This is a genomic window from Mycobacterium sp. E3251 (assembly GCF_001666835.1).
Taxonomy (GTDB): domain Bacteria; phylum Actinomycetota; class Actinomycetes; order Mycobacteriales; family Mycobacteriaceae; genus Mycobacterium.
The window spans coordinates 33083-53836 of the sequence record NZ_LZJF01000007.1 but is presented as its reverse complement, the minus strand read 5'-3'; the positions used below and the strand labels follow the sequence as shown (position 1 = coordinate 53836).

Annotated in this window: 17 protein-coding genes; 7 read left to right on the top strand and 10 right to left on the bottom strand. The window is 66.6% G+C overall.

What is annotated here, in order from left to right:
* Positions 1 to 56 precede the first annotated feature (56 nt).
* On the top strand, positions 57 to 1607 hold the full coding sequence (locus tag A5697_RS00910; RefSeq protein WP_068007147.1) for an MCE family protein: 1551 nt from the start codon (positions 57 to 59) through the stop codon (positions 1605 to 1607).
* A 136-nt stretch (positions 1608 to 1743) separates the two neighbouring features.
* Here the strand turns inward: A5697_RS00910 and A5697_RS00905 are convergent, their stop codons facing one another.
* The 7 genes from A5697_RS00905 to A5697_RS00875 all read right to left on the bottom strand — a co-directional run bounded on the left by A5697_RS00905 (position 1744) and on the right by A5697_RS00875 (position 10462).
* A complete protein-coding gene (locus tag A5697_RS00905) occupies positions 1744 to 3228 on the bottom strand; it encodes an aldehyde dehydrogenase family protein (RefSeq protein WP_067947595.1) in 1485 nt (494 codons plus the stop codon).
* 90 nt (positions 3229 to 3318) lie between these two features.
* Positions 3319 to 4533 (bottom strand): cytochrome P450, encoded by a 1215-nt coding sequence (locus A5697_RS00900; RefSeq protein WP_067947596.1) that lies wholly within the window; start codon positions 4531 to 4533, stop codon positions 3319 to 3321.
* Positions 4534 to 4541: 8 nt separating this feature from the next.
* On the bottom strand, positions 4542 to 5531 hold the full coding sequence (locus tag A5697_RS00895; RefSeq protein ID WP_068007143.1) for an SDR family oxidoreductase: 990 nt from the start codon (positions 5529 to 5531) through the stop codon (positions 4542 to 4544).
* The gene (locus tag A5697_RS00890; RefSeq protein WP_068007140.1) at positions 5524 to 6666 is read right to left on the bottom strand and encodes a spirocyclase AveC family protein; all 1143 of its coding nucleotides are present in this window, start codon (positions 6664 to 6666) and stop codon (positions 5524 to 5526) included. The genes A5697_RS00895 and A5697_RS00890 overlap by 8 nt, the downstream gene beginning before the upstream one ends.
* Positions 6667 to 6673: 7 nt before the next feature.
* Positions 6674 to 7786, bottom strand: coding sequence for an ABC transporter substrate-binding protein (locus tag A5697_RS00885; protein ID WP_067947600.1), 1113 nt, complete (start codon positions 7784 to 7786; stop codon positions 6674 to 6676).
* Positions 7787 to 7806: 20 nt separating this feature from the next.
* Positions 7807 to 8661: a CbbQ/NirQ/NorQ/GpvN family protein gene (locus A5697_RS00880; RefSeq protein ID WP_068007134.1), complete on the bottom strand. Its 855-nt coding sequence runs from the start codon at positions 8659 to 8661 to the stop codon at positions 7807 to 7809.
* 109 nt (positions 8662 to 8770) lie between these two features.
* Positions 8771 to 10462, bottom strand: a complete 1692-nt coding sequence (locus A5697_RS00875) for a nitric oxide reductase activation protein NorD (RefSeq protein WP_068007131.1) — start codon at positions 10460 to 10462, stop codon at positions 8771 to 8773.
* A gap of 164 nt (positions 10463 to 10626) precedes the next feature.
* Here A5697_RS00875 and A5697_RS00870 point away from each other — a divergent pair, with 164 nt between their 5' ends.
* The 5 genes from A5697_RS00870 (at position 10627) to A5697_RS00850 (ending at position 15859) form a co-directional block, all read left to right on the top strand.
* A complete protein-coding gene (locus A5697_RS00870; RefSeq protein ID WP_067947603.1) occupies positions 10627 to 11772 on the top strand; it encodes an acyl-CoA dehydrogenase family protein in 1146 nt (381 codons plus the stop codon).
* Positions 11769 to 12872: an acyl-CoA dehydrogenase family protein gene (locus A5697_RS00865; RefSeq protein ID WP_068007128.1), complete on the top strand. Its 1104-nt coding sequence runs from the start codon at positions 11769 to 11771 to the stop codon at positions 12870 to 12872. Before A5697_RS00870 ends, A5697_RS00865 begins: the two co-directional genes overlap by 4 nt.
* The gene (locus A5697_RS00860; RefSeq protein WP_068007125.1) at positions 12872 to 13519 is read left to right on the top strand and encodes a nitroreductase family protein; all 648 of its coding nucleotides are present in this window, start codon (positions 12872 to 12874) and stop codon (positions 13517 to 13519) included. Before A5697_RS00865 ends, A5697_RS00860 begins: the two co-directional genes overlap by 1 nt.
* Positions 13520 to 13658: 139 nt before the next feature.
* Positions 13659 to 14939 (top strand): TetR/AcrR family transcriptional regulator, encoded by a 1281-nt coding sequence (locus tag A5697_RS00855; RefSeq protein ID WP_068007120.1) that lies wholly within the window; start codon positions 13659 to 13661, stop codon positions 14937 to 14939.
* A gap of 77 nt (positions 14940 to 15016) precedes the next feature.
* The gene (locus A5697_RS00850) at positions 15017 to 15859 is read left to right on the top strand and encodes an SDR family oxidoreductase (protein ID WP_068007118.1); all 843 of its coding nucleotides are present in this window, start codon (positions 15017 to 15019) and stop codon (positions 15857 to 15859) included.
* Here A5697_RS00850 and A5697_RS00845 read toward each other — a convergent pair.
* From A5697_RS00845 to A5697_RS00835, 3 genes are all read right to left on the bottom strand, one after another.
* Positions 15856 to 17061, bottom strand: coding sequence for a cytochrome P450 (locus A5697_RS00845; protein WP_197500875.1), 1206 nt, complete (start codon positions 17059 to 17061; stop codon positions 15856 to 15858). The genes A5697_RS00850 and A5697_RS00845 overlap by 4 nt on opposite strands.
* Positions 17062 to 17081: 20 nt before the next feature.
* Complete coding sequence (locus A5697_RS00840; RefSeq protein ID WP_156673028.1) at positions 17082 to 18710, bottom strand: GMC family oxidoreductase; 1629 nt, start codon at positions 18708 to 18710, stop codon at positions 17082 to 17084.
* Between the two features lie 208 nt (positions 18711 to 18918).
* Positions 18919 to 19881: an AraC family transcriptional regulator gene (locus A5697_RS00835; RefSeq protein ID WP_197500874.1), complete on the bottom strand. Its 963-nt coding sequence runs from the start codon at positions 19879 to 19881 to the stop codon at positions 18919 to 18921.
* A 191-nt stretch (positions 19882 to 20072) separates the two neighbouring features.
* Here A5697_RS00835 and A5697_RS00830 point away from each other — a divergent pair, with 191 nt between their 5' ends.
* Positions 20073 to 20714 carry an SDR family oxidoreductase gene (locus tag A5697_RS00830; protein WP_068007110.1) on the top strand — a complete coding sequence of 214 codons (642 nt, stop codon included), beginning with the start codon at positions 20073 to 20075 and terminating at the stop codon, positions 20712 to 20714.
* Positions 20715 to 20754 lie beyond the last annotated feature (40 nt).

The window sequence follows — 20754 nt, the reverse complement described above, 5'->3', positions numbered from 1 at the left end:
ACGTCCAATCCGAACGACGCCCCGGGCGGCCCGCTGGTCGAAAGGGCGGATAGGCAATGCTGACCCGCTTCATCAAGAGCCAGCTGATTCTGCTCAGCATCCTGACCACGATCACAGCGATTGCGCTGGGCTGGTACTACCTGCAGATTCCCACTGCGGCCGGGATCGGCCAGTACACGCTGAAGGCGGACCTACCCGCGTCGGGTGGCCTATACAGGACCGCCAACGTGACGTATCGCGGGGAAACAATCGGCAAGGTCACCGCAGTCGAGCCGACAAGGACCGGCGCGCGGGTCACCATGGCGATTGCCAACCGCTACCAGATCCCCGTCGACGCATCGGCGAACGTGCATTCGGTGTCGGCGGTCGGTGAGCAGTATCTCGACCTCGTGTCGGTAGGCAATCCGCGCCAATACTTCTCGCCCGGTCAGACCATTACCAAGGGCAGCGTGCCCACACCCATCGGGCCGGCGCTGGACGCCGCCAACCGCCAGCTGGACGTACTGCCCAAGGACAAGCTCGCCGCGCTGCTCGACGAATCAGCCCAAGCGGTAGGCGGATTGGGCCCCGCGCTGCAGCGACTGGTCGACTCGAGCCAGGCGATCGCCGGCGACTTCAAGACCAACATCTCCGACATCAACGACATCATCCAAAACTCCGGGCCCATTATCGACAGCCAGGTCAACTCCGGTGACTCGATCGAACGTTGGGCACACAACCTGAACAGCTTGGCCACGCAGGGCGGGAAAAACGATCAGCGCGTGCAACGTATCCTCGCCCGTGCGGCACCGACCCTTGATCAGGTCAACTCGGTGTTCAGTGATGTCCGCGAGACACTGCCGCAGACACTGGCAAACCTCGAAATCACGCTGGACATGCTCAAGCGCTACCACAAGGGCGTCGAGCAACTGCTGGTGGCCTATCCGCAGGGCGCCGCGGAAAGTCAGACGATCACAACGCCGTTCCCGGGCTACGCCGCACTCGACACCGCGATGACGACGAACCAACCCCCGCCGTGCCTGACCGGGTTTCTCCCGGCCTCCCAGTGGCGGTCTCCCGCGGATACCAGCCCGGCCCCGCTGCCGTCCGGAACTTATTGCAAGATCCCGCAGGACACCCCCGCCAACGTGGTGCGCGGGGCGCGCAACCTTCCATGCGTCGATGTCCCCGGCAAACGCGCGGCGACGCCGCGGGAATGCCGCGACCCCAAACCCTATGTCCCGCTGGGCACCAACCCGTGGTACGGCGAACCCAACCAGCTCGTGACCTGCCCGGCGCCCGCGGCGCGCTGCGACCAGCCGGTGAAACCGGGGCTGGTGATACCCGCTCCGTCGGTCAACAACGGCCTCAACCCGGCGCCCTCCGACAGGGTGGCCGGGACGCCACCGCCGATCAGCGATCCACTGCAACGGCCGGGATCGGGAACCGTGAAATGCAACGGGCAGCAGCCGAATCCATGCGTCTACACCCCCGGCGGCCCTCCCCCGGCCGTCTACCTACCCCAAAGCGGCGAACTGGTGGGGCCCGACGGTGTCAGGTACACGGTCAGAAATTCGAGCGGAACGGGAGACGACGGGTGGAAGGACATGCTGGCGCCACCGGGTTGAACCCCGCCGGCTCCAGCGTCACGCGAATCGCACGACGTCGCGCCCCGCTACCCGCACCCGCGCCGAGATTGCCGCCAGGGTCGCGGTCGAGCGAAAACCACAGCCACGACGGCAATCTCGCCGAAGAATAACCCTCTCAGCCGGCGGGATAGCCGACCGACTTGACCTCGGTGTACTGGTCGAACCCGGCGACCCCGTTCTGGCGGCCCACCCCGCTGTATTTGTAACCGCCGAACGGGGTGTCGGCGCCGTACGGTGCGCCGCCGTTGACGCCCATGAAGCCGGCGCGAATCCGCCGGGCCACCGCCAGCGAACGCTCGAGCGAGCCCGACATCACATTGCCCGCCAACCCGTACTTGCTGTCGTTGGCGATCCGGATCGCGTCCTCCTCGTCGTCGAACGGAATGACCGCCAGCACCGGGCCGAAGATCTCCTCCTGGGCGATCGTCATCGAGTTGTCGACGTCGGTGAAAAGCGTTGGCCTGACATAGAAACCCTTGTCGAACCCGGTGGGCGCGTCCGGTCCGCCGACCAGCGCGGTGGCGCCCTCCTCGACGCCCTTGCGGATGTAGCCCATCACGCGGTTGCGCTGCACCTCCGAAATCACCGGCCCACACAGCGTTCCGGGGTCCTGCGGGTCGCCACACGTGACGTTCTCGTAGATGCTTTTCAGGATCTCTACACCCTCGTCGTAGCGGGACCGCGGCAGCAGCATCCGGGTGGGGTTCGCGCAGCCCTGCCCCGCGTGCATGCACGGCGCGATGCCGATCGCACACGCCATCCCGAAATCGGCGTCCTCAAGGACGATGGTTGCCGACTTGCCGCCGAGCTCCAGGAACAGCCGCTTCATCGTCGCGGCGCCCTTTTCCATGATCCGCTGGCCGACCGTGGTGGACCCGGTGAACGAGATGAGGTCGACCTTCGGCGACAGCGTAAGCTCCTCGCCGACAAAATGATCCGACGCGGTGACGACGTTCACGACGCCCGCGGGGATGTCGGTCTTCTCGGCGATCAGCCGGCCCAGGCGGGTCGCGTTGAACGGCGTGTTGGGCGCCGGCTTGAGCACCACGGTGTTGCCGGTGCCCAGCGCCTGGCCGAGCTTGTTGAGCGTGACCTCGAAGGGGAAATTCCACGGCACGATCGCGCCGACGACGCCCACCGGTTCGCGCCATACCTTGACGGTGGTGTTCGTGCCGGTGAGGCTGATCACCCGATCACCGAGATCGGTTTCCCAGGCGTACTCGTCGATCAACCTCGCCGGATACTTCAGCCCGTCTTGCAGCGGGGCGTCCAGCTGGGGGCCGAACGTGATCGCCCGGGGCGAGCCCACCTCCAGGATCAGCTCCTCGCGCAGCTCTTCCTTCTCCGATTCGATCGCCTCGTGCAGCTGCAACAGGCAGCGCTTCCGCAGCTCGCGATTGGTCGACCAGTCGCTCTCGTCGAAGGCGCGCCGGGCGGCGTCGATGGCCCGGTGCATGTCCTCCTTGGATGCGTCGGCGACCTCCCCGAGTGGCTCCTCGGTCGCCGGGTTGATGTTCGTGAAGGTGCCGGCTTGCCCGTCGACGAGCTTGCCGTCGATCATCATCTTCGGCTCAAAACGAACCTTTACAGCCTCAGTCATATCTGTCACTCTCTTTGAAATCGCGGAGGGGCTACGGAGAGCCTTACCGGAAACTAGCCGATTGGCAAGGCGCAACCTTTACGGGGCTGGTCATCGGGGGTCGAACAGCACCGGTACCGACGTCGGCGAGCGGAAAACCTGCCCGCGGATATGCGGGTCGTCCGCACCGGGGTCCAGCCGCAGGTTCGGTAGCCGGTCGAGCAAAAGGTTGATGGCGGTGCGCATTTCCAGCCGGGCCAGATGCATGCCAAGGCAGACGTGCACGCCGTGCCCCCACCCCAGGTGCGCCCTGGCTTGCCGGAAGATGTCGAAGGTGTCCGGATTGGGGTAGCGGTCTTCCTGCCGGTTGGCGGAACCCAGCATCGGCATCACCGTCGAGCCTGCCGGTATCGGCACCCCGCCGAGTTCGGTGTCGCGGGTGGCCACCCGGGTGATGGTCAGCAGGGGCGGTTCCCACCGCACACCCTCCTCGATGGCCTGTGGCAGTAGCGACCGGTCCGCGCGGATGGCATCCAGCTGCGCGGGAGCCGACAGCAGCGCGAGCAGCAGGCTGCCGAGGGACCGGTACGTCGTCTCCACCCCGGCGGGGAGCAGCAGGCGGAGGAACGAGTAGATTTCCTCGTCTGCGAGCTTCTCCCCGTCGATCTCCGCCTCGGCCAGCGCGCTGATCAGGTCGTCCCGGGGTTCGAGGCGGCGGGATGCCAGGATCGGCGCGAAGTAATCGCACAGCGCGGCCGACGCGGCAAGGCCACGTTCGGGATTCAGGATCCAGCTCAACAACGAGATGGACCATCGCTGGAACTGGGGGTAGTCCTCCTCCGGCAGGCCCAGCAGGCCCGCGATGATCCGACTCGGGTAGTCGAAGGTGAATTCCTTGACCAGATCGGCCTTGCCGTTCGAGGCGAACTTGTCGATCAGGCTGTTGCCCACCCGCCCGACCAACTCGTCTTGCCATCGTGCCAATGCCTTCTGCGAGAACGCCTTTGACACCAACGATCGCAACCGCCCGTGCACCGGCTCGTCCATGCCCAGCATCACCCGCTCGCCCAACACCGGACCGAACGCCGCGATGACCGCCGCCGACGAGAACGTCTCGTTATCACGCAGCATCTGCTGGGCATCTTCGTGGCGGTAAACGATGAAGACCGGCTTGGACTCCTCATGCGGCATCCCGGAGACATCCAACCGTTGAATGGGCTCCTCGCGGCGAAGTCGCGCCAGTTCGGTGTACGGGTCGCGCACATCGCCGGAGACCGCATCGTCGAAGGCGCCGAAGTCCTCCAGATCGTCGAATAGCTGTTCCATACTTTCGTTCAGCCCCCTTGCCTTTCCCTGCGCTTCGCCGCCACCGCGGCCACGCGTTGCAACACCGGCTGCGGTAACACGCGCGCCGCGAACACCATCGCCCGTTGGCCCACCGTCAACGGCCACCCCCCATCCCGCATCGACCCTTGTCTCGGTATGCCGAGCACGATCCGCGACATGTGGTGCATACCCGAGGCCGGCAGGATCCTGCTGGCGGCCAGCAGCATTGAGGCATCGGGGCCGATACCGCGGCGGCGGAACGGCTCCCGGTCATCGAGCGCCTTGAGCAGGCCATCGGTGAATCGCTCGGGCGGCCGGGCCAATTTCATCGCGGCCCTGCCCCGGCTGTCCATGGTGGTGTGCAGCCGCGCGTACGGGCCGCCGAAGTCGCGATTGTCGATCGTCCCCGCGTCGGTGATGATCTCGGTGTCGTACATACCGGCCACCAGAACCGTGACACCGAGGCCGAACGGCGCAATCTCGCACCCCATCGACTCACCCCACCGCTCCAGCGCCCCTTTGGCCGCCGAATACGGCGCGGTGCCCGGCTGACCGCGCACCCCGGCCGCGCTGGATACCAGAACGATGCGGCCCTCGCCCGCCGCCCGCATCGACGGCAGCAGAGCCTGGGTGAGCGCGACGGGGCCCAGGACGCTGGTGGCAAACATGTTCTGCCACAGCGCCATATCGGTCTCCTCCACCATTCCGGCGGCGGAGATCCCGGCATTGTGCACCAGCGCGTAGGGAGCCCCGACGGCCTCTTCGATGGCCTTGGCCGCCGACGAGACCGACGCGGGGTCTAACAGGTCGAGCTGCACGCCGATCAGCCGGTCATCGTTTTCCACCGCCCCAGTCACCTCCCGGAGCAGCGGCAGGGCGCGATCGGGCGTCCGCATGGCCGCGACCACGCGCCAGCCTTCGCGGTGCAGGCGCACGGCCGAGGCGAACCCCAGTCCGCGCGACGCACCGGTGATGACGACGGTGCGCGGCTCAGCCATGCGTGCTCAGGTTTGCGCAGGAACCTTCGCCCGGCGGCAGCGGATCCACATGTGGTCGCCCATTGGGTTCCCCGCTTGCCCAGGTCGACCAGATGCCGACCGAGTAGGGACCTTGCGCGCCAGCCTTCTCGTAATAGCCTTGCGGGTCATAGACTTTCGCCTCGGGGTAAGGCCACGGGCACGCGACGGAAGTCGCCGCATGGCTGACCTTGATGACCCAGAACCACGCCCCGTAGGTGAAGTAGGAGACGTTGATGATGGCGAACATCACCAGGAACGTGCCGAGCACCGGGCGCGCCGGGAAGATCCTGGCCTTCGCGGCCAGCTTCTCGGCCACTGATCTGCCGGTGTCGTCGCGGTAGCACAGTATCGCCGCGGGGACCATCACGAAGGTCACCGAGAACGACTCCCAGATCAGCGGGAACTGGAACGTCGTGCCGGTGAACACCGAGCCCCACGGAATCACCTGGGAGTAGACGTACATGCCCATGTGGACGAGCTGGATCTCCAGCCAGGCATCGAAGACGAAGCCGATCGCACAGGTCAGCAGCCCCAGGCTGACCAGCGGGTGCCGCGCCACGAACGACGTCGCCCCGTACCTGGCCTGCAGCTTGCGCAGGATCCAGACCGCCGGAAAGTAGGGCCCGAAATAGAAGGTGACGTAACCGAATACGACGAACGGCTCGACGGTGGGCGAGAGCGACACCAGCGGCCAGGACTCCGGCCAGTGGATGAGGTCGGGGTTGTACACCGCGAACGGGGCCCAGTTCATGATCGGGTCCTGCCACACGATCAGCGTGGTGCACAGGAACATCAGCATCACCGGGCTGCCCGGGTTGCGGCGCCAGCCCCTGATGAACACCACGAGCAGGACGACCAGCATGACGCACGTGGCGATGTGCAGGAAGGTGATGTAGTCCAGGCCGAAGATGAACTTGACGGGGCGGGGCCGGCCTTGCACGTTCGGGTTGGCGACGCGCGGGTCTAGGGCGACGCGGCAGTTCGCGATGAAGAACAGCGCGAACGCGGCCAGCGCGGCGCCGGCGATCCAACCGCCCCAGGCGCGTTTCTCGGTACCTCGCGGCGATACCGGTTCTTCTTGTGCGGCAGGCGGTGTCGATTGTTCGGTGCTCATGTCAGCCTTACTCTCCGAAGCGATCGACGAGATGCGAGTTGGTGTGGTCGGCGTCGAGCGTCCGTGCGACCAGATAGCCGGCGCCCATCCAGGCACGGCGGGTCCATTTCCCGAAGGAGACGCGGGTGCCGGGTGCGCCCGACGCGGCGGGCATCATCTTCACCCGCTCCAATGCCTCTTTGACGCCGCGCGGGCTGAGTGGGTGAGCGTCGGAAAACGCGCGGACGAGTGTGGCGGCAACGTCATGGTTGACCACCGATACGCAATATTCGGGCCGGCTGCCGTCGTATTTCATCGCGTACCGGTCGAGGAATTCCTGGCCGAGCCGGTTCGCCTCGTCATACTGGTCGACCCCGACCCACCCCATGAACGCGTCCCACATGATGGGGTTCACCCAGGCGTTCTGGAAAGCGGTGGTGGTGAATCGCGGTGGATCCCAGTCGACGGCTTCCAGCGCGGGGTTGATAAACACGATGCCGAAGCCGAAGCCCAGATGCACGACCGCCTCGGACTTGGCCTCGTGCAGCGCGCGGACGGCGTCGTTGATGTCTTGCGCGGTCTGGGCGATCGCCGCTTCCGCGACGATTCGGATCCCCTTGCGGCGGCATGCGGTTCGCAGGTTCTTCAGGTAGCTTTCGCCGATCAGGTTCTGCTCCACGAGTACTCCGATCTCGGAGAGTCCGCGTTTGGCGACGAGGTCGGCGATGAAGATCGGCTCGTCGGTCATCGAGCCCTGCGGGAAGGCGAAGGTCCATTCGCCCAGCCAGTCGTCGGTGCCGGTGACGCTGATCGCCGGCACCTTGAACCGCTCCTCGATCGCCTCGCGGGTCGGCACGCAGTTGTCGGTGATGTGCGGCCCGAACACCACCAGACAGCCCTCGTCGACCAGCTCGCCGAAAGCGTCGATCACCGACTTGACCGAACCTTTGGGTAAACCCTCCACCTCGCGGTAGATCATCTGCACCGGACGATCGATCAGGCCCTGTTCGACGGCTTCTTCGAATACGAGGTCGAAGCACCGCGTGAAACTCGCCATCAGTTCTTCCGGGAACCCCGGTGGCAGCGTGAAATCCATCAGGTAGCCGACCTTGATCGGCTCAGCGCTGCTTTCGTAGGACATCTGACCTCCCGGTGACTAGCTCACTGCCGCAATTCATTCGATGCCCCGCCCAGATAGATTTCGATCATCTCGCCCAGCGCCCTGCCCACCGCCACGTCGTCGGTGAGAGGCCCCGCGATCGCGGCGCGAGCCGCCTCGCGCATCGTCAGCCCCTCCACGATGAGCCGGCCCGCCGCGATCAGTACCCGGGTTGACGCGACTTCGCGCAGTCCTCCGGTTTCCAGTCGGCGGATAGCTTGTCCGAACCGCACCAGTTCGGCGGCGGTGGCAGGGTCCACCCCGGCCTCGTGCGTGACGATGCCTTCTTCGACATCTGCTGCGGGGAAATCGAATTCGATGGCGACCATCCGCTGCCGGGTGGAATCTTTGAGGTCCTTCAGCACGCTCTGGTAGCCGGGGTTGTAGGACACCACCAGGCCGAATCCGGGTGCCGCGTCCAGCGTGACTCCAAGTCGTTCGATCGGCAGCTGTCGCCGGTGATCCGCGAGCGGATGCAGCACCACGGTGGTGTCCTGCCGCGCTTCCACCACCTCGTCGAGATAGCAGATCGCGCCCTCGCGCACCGCCCGGGTCAGCGGTCCGTCCAGCCACACCGTCTCGTCGCCCCGCAGCAGATACCGGCCGACGAGATCCGCGGTGGTGAGGTCGTCATGGCAGGCGACGGTGATCAGCGGCCGCCCGAGGTCATGGGCCATCGCCTCAACGAATCGGGTTTTGCCGCATCCCGTCGGGCCCTTCAGGACGACGGCCAGCCCCTGGCGGTACGCGGCCTTGAAAATGGCTTCCTCGCCGCCGATCGCTTGGTAATACGGCCGCGTTCCGCCGGCTTCGGGGACCGCGCCGTTCCGGTGCGCAAGCCCGGACTCGTTGGCCATAGCTTCCCCTTCTGCTACCGACGGTGCATGCAGCCTATATCGGAACAGATATTTGTTTCAAGCGCTCTGACGAGCATGTTTAAGTTCGGCGATGCGATCGGGCGGCATGTCACGACACCCTGCGGCGGACCTCGGCCGAGCGCAGTGCGGACCGGAACAGCGGCCCGATCACGCCGGCGAGTTGGTCCGGGCGCGCGATGGTGGCGTGCGCGGCGGTGCCGAAGACCCGGCGCAGCGACGCCACGTCGGTTCCCGCGCCGACGGTCAGGCAGACGCAGCCGGTGCCACGATGGCGGGCCTCGCTCAGGGCGCGGCGCGCGTCGGCGGCGCCGTAGGTCCGCTCGTACCCGTGGTCGTAGGCGAGCCCGTCGGAAACCACCATCAGCAGCCGCCGCGACGTGCCACCGCGCGCCTCCAGCACCGCCGACCCGTGCCGAATGGCCGCACCGAGGCGTGAGTACGCGCCGGGTTCAAGGCTGTTGAGCCGCTTCATGACTCGCGTGTCGAGGTGGTCGTCGAACCGCTTCACCGGCACCACGGTCACCGCGCGCCGCCCCTGCGAGTAATAGGCGTAGAGCGCAACCCGGTCGCCCAGGTCGTGAAGTGCGACGGTGAGGTTGGCGACCGCCGCCCGCTGTTGCTGATGCACCGTCCGCCCCACCGTGCCCGGCTCGGCCGCCGACCCCGACACGTCGAGCAGGAGCAGCACCGACAGGTCTCGCCTGCGGCGGAGGCTGTCCAGGTACACCGCCTCGTCAGGCACCGATCCCGCCAGCACCTCAACCCGGGCCTCGACCGCCGCGTCGATGTCGATGTCGTCGCCCTGCGACTGCCGGTGGCGGCGGTGCAGGCCCATCCCGAGTCGGGAGAGTGGGCGGCGCACGCTGATGGCGGGTTCGATCGCGTGCGTCACGGACGGTTTGATCCCCGCCTCGACCTCGCGCACCGTGCACCACGCTGAGCGGTACTTCTTGCGGCCGGCGTCCCATTCCGGATACGTGAAGCCGTCCGTGGGCTTCGGCTGATCTTCGCCGTCCCCGCTCGACGTGGGGGCCAGCGAGGTCACCGCGTGCAACCTGCGCCTGGCGGAGTCGGTCCGATGCGTCGGGGTGTCCGCGCCGGGTGGTCCGCCGCCGTTAGCGGTGTTGCGCGCCGAAGACAGCATCTTCTTCAGCCACTTGCCGATGAAACCGCCCCCACCCACCGGGCTGGTGAACATGTCGGGGCCGTCGGAGTCGTCGGTCTCGTCCACGGCGAGTTCTTTCAGATCGTCGGTGCCGCCGCTCCTCGGGATATGCCCGGGTTGTTCCTTTTCTCGCCGTTCGGGCGCCCGGGCCGACGCGGCCAGCACCTTCCCGGCGCGAATGATGCCGAATTCCGGTGCGGGGTTACCGATCGGCTCCCGCCCGTCGGCGAGCCGCAGCGAAGTGGCGGGCGAATCGCTCCGCCCCGCGGCGTCGGGGTCGGCGAGGGAAGCCAGAACGCCCGGCAACAGGTCGGCGTTGGCCGCGAGCGCGCGGTGCCCCTCCACCGCCAGGTAGCGCTTGGCCACCCGAGGGCGGCGCAGTAGGGGGCGCATCATGTCCGGATCCAGGCTGCCGGCCGCGATCATCGACGCCTGCACGGCAACGGCTTCGAGCTGCCGGCGGGCGCTCGCACCCGCGTCGACGTGAATGGTCTGGCCGTCGGTCCACGACGGTTCGCCCGGACGCAGTTCGGCCACCGCTACGGCCCGGCCCGCGAGCGCGGATGCGAGCATGCCGAGACCCGGCAGCCGGTCACCGCGAACGTCGGTGGACATACTCAATCTCCGAACCGCCTGGACTCCGTTGACCAAATATCTGTTCCACCGTAGAGTCCGGTGCCACCGCAGTCAATCGCCGGGCGCCGCCGCCGTTGTTGACCGGCTATCCGCTCGACCGTAAAGTCCGGCTAGGTCGCAAATTCACCAGAAAACAAGGAAAAGTGGACTTTTCATACCCGGCGGAAGTGGAGCAGTTCCGCGCCGAGCTGCGCGACTGGCTATCGAAGAACCTGACCGACGAGCTGGTGGCGGCCCGTCGGCCCGCCGGACGAGACGACGTCGCCTTCGAGATGCTGCGCGCCTGGAGCGCCACGATGGCCGATGCCGGCTGGGCCGCGGTCTCGTGGCCTCGCGAGTACGGCGGCCGCGGCGCGACGGTTCTCGAGCAACTCGTCTACACCGAGGAAACCACGCGGGCGCGAGCCCCCATGCCGCTCAACGTCATTGGCCTAAACAACATCGCGCCGGCCATCATGCAATACGGCACCGAGTCACAGAAGCTCACGCTGCTCCCCCGCATGATGCGGGCCGACGACATCTGGTGCCAAGGGATGTCGGAACCCGAAGCGGGGTCCGACCTCGCCGCGCTGCGCACCCGCGCGGCGCGCGACGGTGACGACTTCGTCGTCAACGGCCAGAAAATCTGGACGTCGCTGGGGCATCGGGCGGACTGGTGCCAGCTCTACGTGCGTACTGACCCCGAAGCGCCCAAGCACAAGGGCATCTCCTGCCTGATCGTCGACATGAGACTGCCGGGCATCGAAGTCCGTCCGCTGGTAACGCTCAACGGCGACGCCGATTTCGCCGAGGTGTTCTTTCACGACGTGCGCGTGCCTGCGGACGCGTTGCTCGGTCCGCTGAACGGGGGATGGCAGGTGGCAACCACCACGCTCAGCCACGAGCGGGCCGGGGCCGCCCGGCTGTACGCCGAGATGCAGGTGCGGCTCGAAGAATTGACCGACGACATCGCCGCGCACAGCGACGCGCTCGAAGACCCCGTGACGCTGCGGCGCCTCGGCGAAATCGCGCTGCGCATCAAGTATCTGGAAGTCCTTTGCCAGCGCTCGATCTCGGCCACGCTGCATGGCGGTGACGCCTTCGGATCGGCGAGCCTCGCCAAGACCGTGTGGGGTGAGATCGGACAGGACATGGCCGCGCTGGCCTTTGACGTGCTGGGCACGAGCGGCGCTGGCGCGCCGTGGGCGAACTACCGCCTGACGTCGCGCTCGCTGACCATCGCGGGCGGTACCAGCCAGATCACCAAGAACATCACCGCCCAGCGGGTACTCGGGTTGCCTCGCAAATGAACCTCGAACTCTCCGACGAGCAGGTCGCGCTGCGCGACACCACCCGACGCTATCTCGCCGAAAAAGCTTCCATCGCCGACCATGTGCGCCCGCTGCTCGACGACCCGACCGGCGTCACCGAGCCCGTGTGGCGCGGCCTGACCGGCCTCGGGATCACGGGTCTGCTGGTGCCGGAGGCCCACGGCGGCGCCGGCATGACGATGGTCGAGGCCGGAATCGTTGCCGAAGAGCTCGGTGCCGCCCTGCACCCGGGGCCATGGTTGTCGACCGCGGTCGCCGCCACCCGGGCGCTGACGCGGCTCGGGCCAACCGACGCCGCGGCCGAGCTGCTGAGCGGGATCTCCGACGGCACCACGGTCGCCACCGTCGGCTTCCTCGATGCCGAAAGCGCGCCGGTGGCCGCGAGCCGGCGGGGCGATGATGTCGTCTTACGGGGCGACATGACCGCCGTCCCCGACGTCGCCGCCGCGGACGTGCTGCTGGCGCTCGCCGAGGACGACGGCGGTCGAGGGCTTTTCGCGATCCGCACCGACTCGCCGGGCGTTTCGGTTGCGCCGGAGCGCGGTATCGACCAGACCCGCAAGCGCTTCCGGGTCACGCTCGACTCAGCGCGCGCGCGGCGGCTGGCCGCGGCCGCCCCGGGGGACGTCGCCGCGGTGATCGACGATGTGCTGATCGCGACGGCGGCCGACGCACTCGGCGCTGCACGAGCCGTCATGACCGCGGCCATCGAATACGCCAAGACCAGAACGCAATTCGGGCAGCCGATCGGCTCGTTCCAGGCAGTCCAGCATCTGTGCGTCGATATGTTCGAGACCGTGGAGTTGGCCCGCAGTGGCATGATCCACGCGCTGTGGGCCGCCGACAACGCCGACGCCGACGAACGGCACCAATCCGCCATCCGGACGAAGGCGTTCGCCGGGCGGCTTGCCACGGTGGGCGACACGGCGATCCAGGTGTTCGGCGGGATCGGCTACACCTGGGAGCACGACGCGCATCTCTACCTCAAGCGCCTGCTCAGCTGGAGCGCGTTCCTGGCCGGGCCCGATCGATACCTCACCGAACTCGGTGCGCGCCTTGCCAACAGGGGGAACCGGTGATGGACATCGAGTACCTGCTCACCGCTACCCGCTCGGCACGCAAGACGCTCGACCTGGACGCGCCGGTCGACCTCGCGGACATCCGGGAGTGCCTGCGCATCGGCTTGCAGGCGGCCAACGGCTCCAATCAGCAGTCCTGGCGCTGGCTGGTGGTCACCGACCCGGCGTTACGCGCTGAGATCGCCGAGCTGTACCGCGCGGCCTACCTGCTGCGGGTCGGCGGCCAGCTGATCGCCGACCTGATGCCGGCCGGAACGCCGGAGAACCGGATCATGTCGTCGACGGAGTGGCTGGTCGAGAACATGTCGAGGGTTCCGCTGCTGGTGATCCCCTGCTATCAGCCCTACCTGCCCCGCATCGAGGGCGACGAATCGTTTCACCAGGCCACGCTGTACGGCTCGATCTACCCGGCGGTCTGGAACTTTCAGCTGGCGCTACACACCCGCGGATACGGAACCTGCATCACCACCCTGCACCTGCATCGCGAGGCGGAGGTGCGGCGGCTGCTGGGGATTCCCGAAAGCTATGTCCAGGGATGCCTGCTTCCGGTGGGCCGGCTGCGCGCCGGGCACACGTTCCGGCCCGCCCGGCGACGACCCGTCGACGAGGTGGTCGCGTGTGACGGTTGGGACGGACCCGCGCTTTAGAATGGTCCCCGGCACCGCCGTTATGCAGCGCATTCGTCACTCCGGGTCTGATAGCCTTTAACAAAGATTTGGTTCGGTGAGAGGGACGAGTGCGAATGGATGCCAGTCCGCAATCGTCCGGACGTGCGCCCGGCTGATCATGCCGAAAGCGGAGTCATTGCGAGCCGGCGTCACAGCCGATTTGGGGACTCGCCGGACCGAGATCCTCACCACCGCCGCCTCGTTGATCGCGCAGTCGGGCTTGCGGACCTCGTTGCAGGAGATCGCCGACGCCGCGGGAATTCTTCCCGGCAGCCTCTACCACCATTTCGAGTCCAAAGAGGCGATCCTCATTGAGTTGATCCACCGCTATCAGGAGGATCTGGACCGGATCGGGCAAGCCGCGCAAGCGAAGTTGGACAAACCCGACCCCCGCCCGGTTCCCGAGCAGATCGTCGAACTGGGCTCGGCCATCGCCGAGTGCGCCGTGCGGCACCGGGCGGCGCTGCAGATGTCGTTCTACGAGGGGCCGAGCACGGATCCGGAGCTGATGAAGCTGACGCAGCAGCGGCCCGTGGCGATTCAGGAGGCGATGCTGCAAACCCTGCGCGCGGGCAGGTGGAGCGGCTACATCAAACCCGACATCGATCTACCCACCTTGGCCGACCGGATCTGCCAAACCATGCTGCAGGTTGGCCTCGACGTCATGCGGCATAAGTCGCCCCCTGACCAGGTCGCCGCGCTGCTGTGCCGAATCATGTTGCAGGGATTGGCAACCCGGCCGCCCACCGACTCGGAGCTCGACCGGTCCAACGCCTTCGCCGCCGCCAGGGGGGTCATCGAGACCTGGTCGGATGACAGCGACGCCGATCCCAGCGACAAAGCGGCGCACGTTCGTGCGGTGGCGCGAACGGAATTCGGCCGCAAAGGCTACGAGGCCACCACCATCAGGGACATCGCGTCCGCGGCCGGCCTCGGGACCGGAACCGTCTACCGGGTGATCGGATCGAAGGACGAGCTACTCGCGTCGATCATGGAATCGTTCGGCCGGAAAGTCGAGGCGGGCTGGGTCAACGTCCTGCGTTCGGATGCCACGCCGACCGCGAAGCTGGATGCACTGAGCTGGGTCAACGTCAATGCGCTCGATCGGTTTTCCGACGAGTTCCGCATCCAGCTCGCCTGGATGCGTCAATCGCCGCCGGACACTCCCAACCCGGGCTGGTTGTACGCGACGCGACTCCGGCAGATGAAAACGCTACTTTCCGAGGGCATCCGATCCAGCGAGATCAGTGTGGACGGCGCGTCGACGGCGATGCTGGCGCGCTGCGTCATCGGCTTGCAGTGGATACCGGAGAACATCCTTGCCGAGGTCGGCAAACGCGCGGCATTGGTGCACGTGCGGGACACGGTATTGCGTGGTGTCGCGGTTCGCGCAGGGTAGGTGTTGAACCAAAAAACTGTTACCCATACAGTTGGGCGATTAGAATCGCGTTGGCAGTGGATGAGAAGGGGATTTCCATGACTGTTGTCGATCGGTTGCGTTACGACGGCAAGCGGGCTCTCGTCGTTGGCGGCGCCACCGGCATGGGCGCCGCGGCGGCCAAGTCGGCCGCAGAGCTGGGCGCCGAGGTGATCGTGATGGATTACGCGCCGGTCAACTACGACGTCGCCAAGTCCATCCAGGTGGACTTGCGCGATCCTGCGTCGATCGACGCCGCGGTCGAGCAGCTGGACGGCCCGATCCACGCCCTGTTCTCGGCCGCCGGCATCGCCGAAGGCACAACCGACCTAATGGCGATCAACTTCATCGGCCACCGGCATCTCATCGACCGCCTGGTCGCAAAGAACCAGCTCCCCTCGGGCTCGGCGATCTGCTTCATCTCGTCCGTCGCCGGCATGGGCTGGGAGAACGACCTGGAGCTGCTGACGGAGTTCCTCGCCACGCCGGACTTCGCCTCGGCGCAAGAGTGGGTCAAGGCGCACGAAGCCGAAGGCATCATCCACTACGGCCTCTCGAAGAAGGTCGTCAACGCCTACGTCGCGACCCAGGGCTACCCGCTGCTGAAGAAGGGCATCCGGATCAACGCGATCTGCCCAGGACCCACCGACACCCCGCTGGCCCAGGCCAACGCCGACCTCTGGCTTACCTTCGCGCAGGACTATCGCGAAGAGACCGGTTCGAAGGTGCACACCCCGGAGCAGATGGGTGATGTGATGGCGTTCCTGAACAGCGCCGCCGCCTTCGGCATCAACGGGATCACGTTGCTGGTGGACTACGGGCACACGATGGCCTCGCTCACCAACGCCTATCCGCCCGGCAAGCCGATCATCGACATCATTATGGGGCGGGTAAAGCTCTAGCTCTCGTCGACGCCGATGAGCAGGCGTACCGGGCTGCGGCCCAGCATGCGGCGCCACGGGATGCGGGCGGGGTCCTGCCCCAAGTGCAGGGCGGGCCGTGCGGCGAGCGCGGCGCGTACGCACTCCTCCACCACGACTTTCGCGAGCGAGGTACCCAGGCAGTAATGCGCTCCGGCACCGAAGTTCATGAGCCGGGGCGTGCCCGCCCGGGTGAACCGCTCGGGATCGAAGCAGTTCGGCGACCGCCACGCCGAGGCGTCCCGGCATGCCGAGGCGATGCAGAGCAGCACCATCTCCCCCGCCGGGATGGTTGTGTCGTGCAGGTCGATCGGCGCGACGGCGGTGCGCGGTATGAGCGGGATGCTGGGCTCGAGGCGCATGGTCTCAGCGGCAGCACTCGCAAGCCGCGTGTCATCGTGCGCCACCTCAGTGAGGCGGTCGCGGTACTGCAACGTCATCAGCAGGCTGCACGGTATCTGACTGCCCATCGTGTCATGGCCGGCGACAAGAAGATTCGCGATCATCGCCACGGTCTCGTCGCGGGTGAGCATCTCCCCGCCGGCCTCGGCGGTCAACAAGCCGGTGATGAGATCGGGACCGGGGTCTTCGGTTCGGCGCTGCGCCAGCGCCTCGACATAGTGCTGCAATTCGACGATCGCGCTCGTCGCCCCCGCGATCTGGCCGGGCGTCATCACATAAAACACCGGGCTCAGAGCATCCGCCCATCGGGAGAACACACCGACATCGCTGTCCGGGACTCCGAGGAGGCGACAGATCAACCGGGTTGACAGTCCGGCGCAGGAAGCCACCAGGTCTCCCCCGTTCAGCATCGCCGAAGCGATGGCAGCGGCGGCCATGTCCGCTGCGGTCGACCTCAGCTCCTCGACCGAGCGCGGGGTGAAGGCGCGGGAGACCAGCGACCGCAGGCGGCGATGATAATCACCCTCGGTGGTGAACATCAGCTTGCTGTACCAGTCGCGCAGGGGCCCGTCGCTGATGCCCATGGTGTCGAACAGGGCCAGCCCGATTCCGTTCAGCCGCTCGTCGCGGGCCAGTGTTTCAACGTCGCGATGCCGCAACACCACGGTTGCGCCGGTTGTCTCGTCTGTCGCCAACGGTCCGCGTCGCGCGGCCTCGGCGAGTACGTCGTGCATCCGTCTGGTAAAGCTACCGGTCAGGTCCACCAAGGGTTTCGATCCCATTTTCATTTCTCCGAGTCGGCTCACAGAGCGTGCCGGTGGCGCAGGATCTGTCCGGCGCGCTCGCCGATCACGACGCAAGGGGCCATGGTGTTTCCGGTGGTGACACGCGGCATGATGGACGCATCCGCGATCCGAAGGCCCTCCACGCCATACACTTTCAAGGCAGCATCCACCACCGACATGCTGTCCCGACCCATCTTCGCCGTGCTTGTCTGATGGTGATAAGTCGTGGCTTCGTTGCGGATAAAGCGCGCGAGGTCAGCCTTGGTGAGGCTCCCCGGCATGACTTCGCGTTTGCTGAATCGACGAAGAGGCCCCGAATTGCCAAGTTCGCGACACAGTTCGAGACACGACACCGCGGCAGTGAGGTCGTCGGGGTGCGAGAGGAGATTGGCGTGGATCCGCACCGGGTCGTCCGGGTTCGGCCCGGTCAGCCGAATCTGTCCGCGACTTTTCGGGCGCACCACTGCGCCATACATGCTCCAGCCTGACTCCGGTAAGCCGAATCTTTCGGCGTTCTTCTCGCTGGAGAACGGAAACTCGAGTTGATAAGCCTGCAGGTCCGGCGTGCGCAAACTGGAGTCGCTTCGGGCGAAGACCGTCATCTCCCCACCGCTGTTGCGCCAGGGTAGCGGTTCCCGGTACTCCCAGACGCAGGAGAATCCCGGGTGGTCCTGGAGATTTCGGCCGACGCCCGGCAGATGCTGTACGACCGGAATACCGTGCGGTCGCAACTCATTCTGGTCACCGATCCCGGATTGCATGAGGACCTTGGGTGTGTGAATCGCTCCGAGCGACAGAACCACCTCGGATTTCGCCTCGATGCGGTGCGACTTGCCGCCGTGAATGAACTCCACGCCGGTGGCGCGCCCGCCGTCGAGCGCCACTCGAGTAACCAACGCGCCCGTCAGAACCGTCAAATTCGGCCGGTCCGTCAGCGGGTACAGGTACGTGCGAAACACCGACTGGCGCAGCCCGTTACGGATACGCAGGTCAACAATCGACGCGCCGCCTTCTCGTTCCATCAGAGCACCGTTCTGGCTGGTGAAGGTCGGAATGCCCAGCGAGCTTGCGGCCGCGAGTCCCGCATGCGCGATCGGGCTGGGCTCGGCTGCGGGTTCGACATATACCGGCCCACCCGTGCCACGGTGTTCTGGATCGGGAACACCGTGCCAATCCTCGATCGCCCGGTAGATGGACAGCACCGAATCATAGTTCCATTGCGGGTCTTTGGCTTCAGCGGCGAAGTAATTCCAATCGTTTCTGTGCCCCCGCGCCCACACCATGACATTGATACTGGAGCCACCACCCAAGACCTTCCCCATCGAGTACGGGATGGCGCGCCCGTTCAAGTGGCAATTCGGCTCGGCGGTGAACTTCCAGTCGCGGTCGCTCCCCAGATTCGCAAGCCACATCTCCGGTTGCCTGATTTCGGGCCCGTCGTCGCAGCCACCGGCCTCAAGGACGAGGACGCTGGCGTCAGGGTTTTCCGCCAGCCGGCGGGCGACCACGGATCCGGAGGACCCGGATCCGCACACGATGAAGTCGTATTGCGGCTTCAGCCGGGCAGCAAGTCGCCTCTGATTGCGGTGCGCGCGATCCGCGAATACCGCTGCGAGAAATCCTCGTTCATCGGATGCCGATGTCATTTCGTTCCTCATCTCCTCAACCTGGCGGGGCGGTCATCGACGTTCGTCGAAACCGGTTGGTTCCAGCCATGTTTCATGGCTACACCGGCGGCGTGATCACTGGCGATGTCCGGCGCGGACAGGCGCGGTGGCCGGCTACCGCTCCGCGTTTTCCGGATATGCCGGCCGGGACCGCCGAACGCGACCGGCCCCGCCCCGCGAGGCCGCGTCAGTCGGCGCTAGCGCGAAGGGTTTGGACCGGCGTCTCGCCAAACGTGGCTTGGTAGGCCGCGGCGAACCGACCGAGGTGGCCCAGCCCCCAACGCTGGGCGATGGCCGCGACGGTGGTTTGCGACGAATGCGCCGCACGCAGATCGGCGTGCGCGCGGCGCAGCCTGACCGCACGAACGTAACCCATCGGCGACATCCCGAGGCTCCGCTGGAAGCCTTCCTGCAGTGCCCGCACGCTGACGTTGCATTGTCGCGCCAGCGCCGCAGTTGACAACGGCGACTGCGGCGCTCTTTCGATGATGTCCATCGCTTCGCGCACAGCTGCCGGTCTGGCCGGCCGCACCGCGGACGCCAGCTCCTCGCGATGGGGATGGTTCGCTACCAAGAGCAATCCGTAGACCAGGCTCTCCGCCAGTCGGTCTAGAACGGCCCAGTGTCGCAAAGGGTTGTCGACGCGGCCCAGTTCTCGGTTGATCCAGAAAAGCTGACTCACCCAACTCCTGGTGGGGCCGTCCGTGAGCGGCAACGTCGGGTCGAATGCGACGGCGGCCTCCGGCCGGCGGCCCAGGAGGGTCTCAAGCGCAGTGTCGACAACCAGTCGATCAATATTGACCCCCAGATGACGACTGCCGCCGGGCCATCGGGTCACCGCCATGTCGGCATTGGGGCGGTATATCGACGCGGTGGTCGGAGAAGACACCAGCTCCTGCCCGAGTTGTTGCGACTCGAGCCAGCCCTGAATCGGAATGTGTACGTAGTAGCTGTCGCGGCCCTCCGCGAAACCGAGCGACACGTCGGTGTCGTAAGTGAGGTCGGCCAGCGTGATCGATCCGGCCTGCACGAGTCGTTGAGTGAAGCCGAAATCCTTCGACGGACCGAGCAGGCGAAGTTTGTGGGGATGGAACGCCGATTCACACAGATGGATCGCGTGCTCGGGTGACCGGGTGCGAAAGGTGGTCAATCCGTCGCCATCGGAAGCTACCCGCCCCATCGTTCCCTCTCGGTCAACAAAACGCTCCTCTGCATGTACGGCCGAGCACGGCCAGCGGTTCATCGGGTCGTTGTCAGCCGGCGAACTCGTGATCGAGGGACTGCGAGCCACCGACCGCAGCCTGAGCGCGGGCGATCCTCGCGGAAGCTACCGTCGGGTGCATGGCACGGATCATCGTCATCGGCGGCCACGGCAAGGTCGCGCTGCAACTGGCCCGCATCCTCACCGAACGCGGCGACGAGGTGAGTTCGGTGTTCCGCAATCCCGACCACTCCGACGACGTCGCGGCCACCGGGGCCAAGCCGGTGGTGGCCGACATCGAACAGCTCGACACCGACGCCCTGGCCCGCCTGCTGGCCGGCCATGACGCGGTCGTCTTCTCGGCGGGAGCCGGCGGCGGCGACCCGGCCCGCACCTATGCCGTCGACCGCGACGCCGCCATCCGGGTGATCGATGCCGCCGAACGCGAAGGTCTCAAGCGATTCGTCATGGTCTCCTACTTCGGCGCGGGACCTGATCACGGTGTGCCGCAAGGTGATTCATTCTTCGCCTACGCGGAAGCCAAGGCGGCGGCCGACGCCCACCTGCGCGCGAGCGGCCTGGACTGGACCGTGCTGGGACCGGGCCGGCTCACCCTCGAACCGCCCACCGGGCGCATCACCCTCGGCCGGGGCAAGGGTGAAGTGTCGCGGGCCGACGTCGCCCTCGTGGCGGCGGCCGCACTGGCGGACGACTCGACCGTCGGCCGAACGATCGATTTCAACAACGGCGAGGTGCCGATCGCCGAGGCGCTGGCGAGCTGACCGGCACGACGGGCGTAAGCTCCGCTACGCAGCTGGTCTG

Coding starts and splice junctions, on each gene's coding strand:
- A5697_RS00910 (WP_068007147.1), top strand. CDS start 57: ATGCTGACCCGCTTCATCAAGAGCCAGCTGATTCTGCTCAGCATCCTG.
- A5697_RS00905 (WP_067947595.1), bottom strand. CDS start 3,228: ATGACTGAGGCTGTAAAGGTTCGTTTTGAGCCGAAGATGATGATCGAC.
- A5697_RS00900 (WP_067947596.1), bottom strand. CDS start 4,533: ATGGAACAGCTATTCGACGATCTGGAGGACTTCGGCGCCTTCGACGAT.
- A5697_RS00895 (WP_068007143.1), bottom strand. CDS start 5,531: ATGGCTGAGCCGCGCACCGTCGTCATCACCGGTGCGTCGCGCGGACTG.
- A5697_RS00890 (WP_068007140.1), bottom strand. CDS start 6,666: ATGAGCACCGAACAATCGACACCGCCTGCCGCACAAGAAGAACCGGTA.
- A5697_RS00885 (WP_067947600.1), bottom strand. CDS start 7,786: ATGTCCTACGAAAGCAGCGCTGAGCCGATCAAGGTCGGCTACCTGATG.
- A5697_RS00880 (WP_068007134.1), bottom strand. CDS start 8,661: ATGGCCAACGAGTCCGGGCTTGCGCACCGGAACGGCGCGGTCCCCGAA.
- A5697_RS00875 (WP_068007131.1), bottom strand. CDS start 10,462: ATGTCCACCGACGTTCGCGGTGACCGGCTGCCGGGTCTCGGCATGCTC.
- A5697_RS00865 (WP_068007128.1), top strand. CDS start 11,769: ATGAACCTCGAACTCTCCGACGAGCAGGTCGCGCTGCGCGACACCACC.
- A5697_RS00860 (WP_068007125.1), top strand. CDS start 12,872: ATGGACATCGAGTACCTGCTCACCGCTACCCGCTCGGCACGCAAGACG.
- A5697_RS00855 (WP_068007120.1), top strand. CDS start 13,659: ATGCCGAAAGCGGAGTCATTGCGAGCCGGCGTCACAGCCGATTTGGGG.
- A5697_RS00850 (WP_068007118.1), top strand. CDS start 15,017: ATGACTGTTGTCGATCGGTTGCGTTACGACGGCAAGCGGGCTCTCGTC.
- A5697_RS00845 (WP_197500875.1), bottom strand. CDS start 17,061: ATGGGATCGAAACCCTTGGTGGACCTGACCGGTAGCTTTACCAGACGG.
- A5697_RS00840 (WP_156673028.1), bottom strand. CDS start 18,710: ATGACATCGGCATCCGATGAACGAGGATTTCTCGCAGCGGTATTCGCG.
- A5697_RS00830 (WP_068007110.1), top strand. CDS start 20,073: ATGGCACGGATCATCGTCATCGGCGGCCACGGCAAGGTCGCGCTGCAA.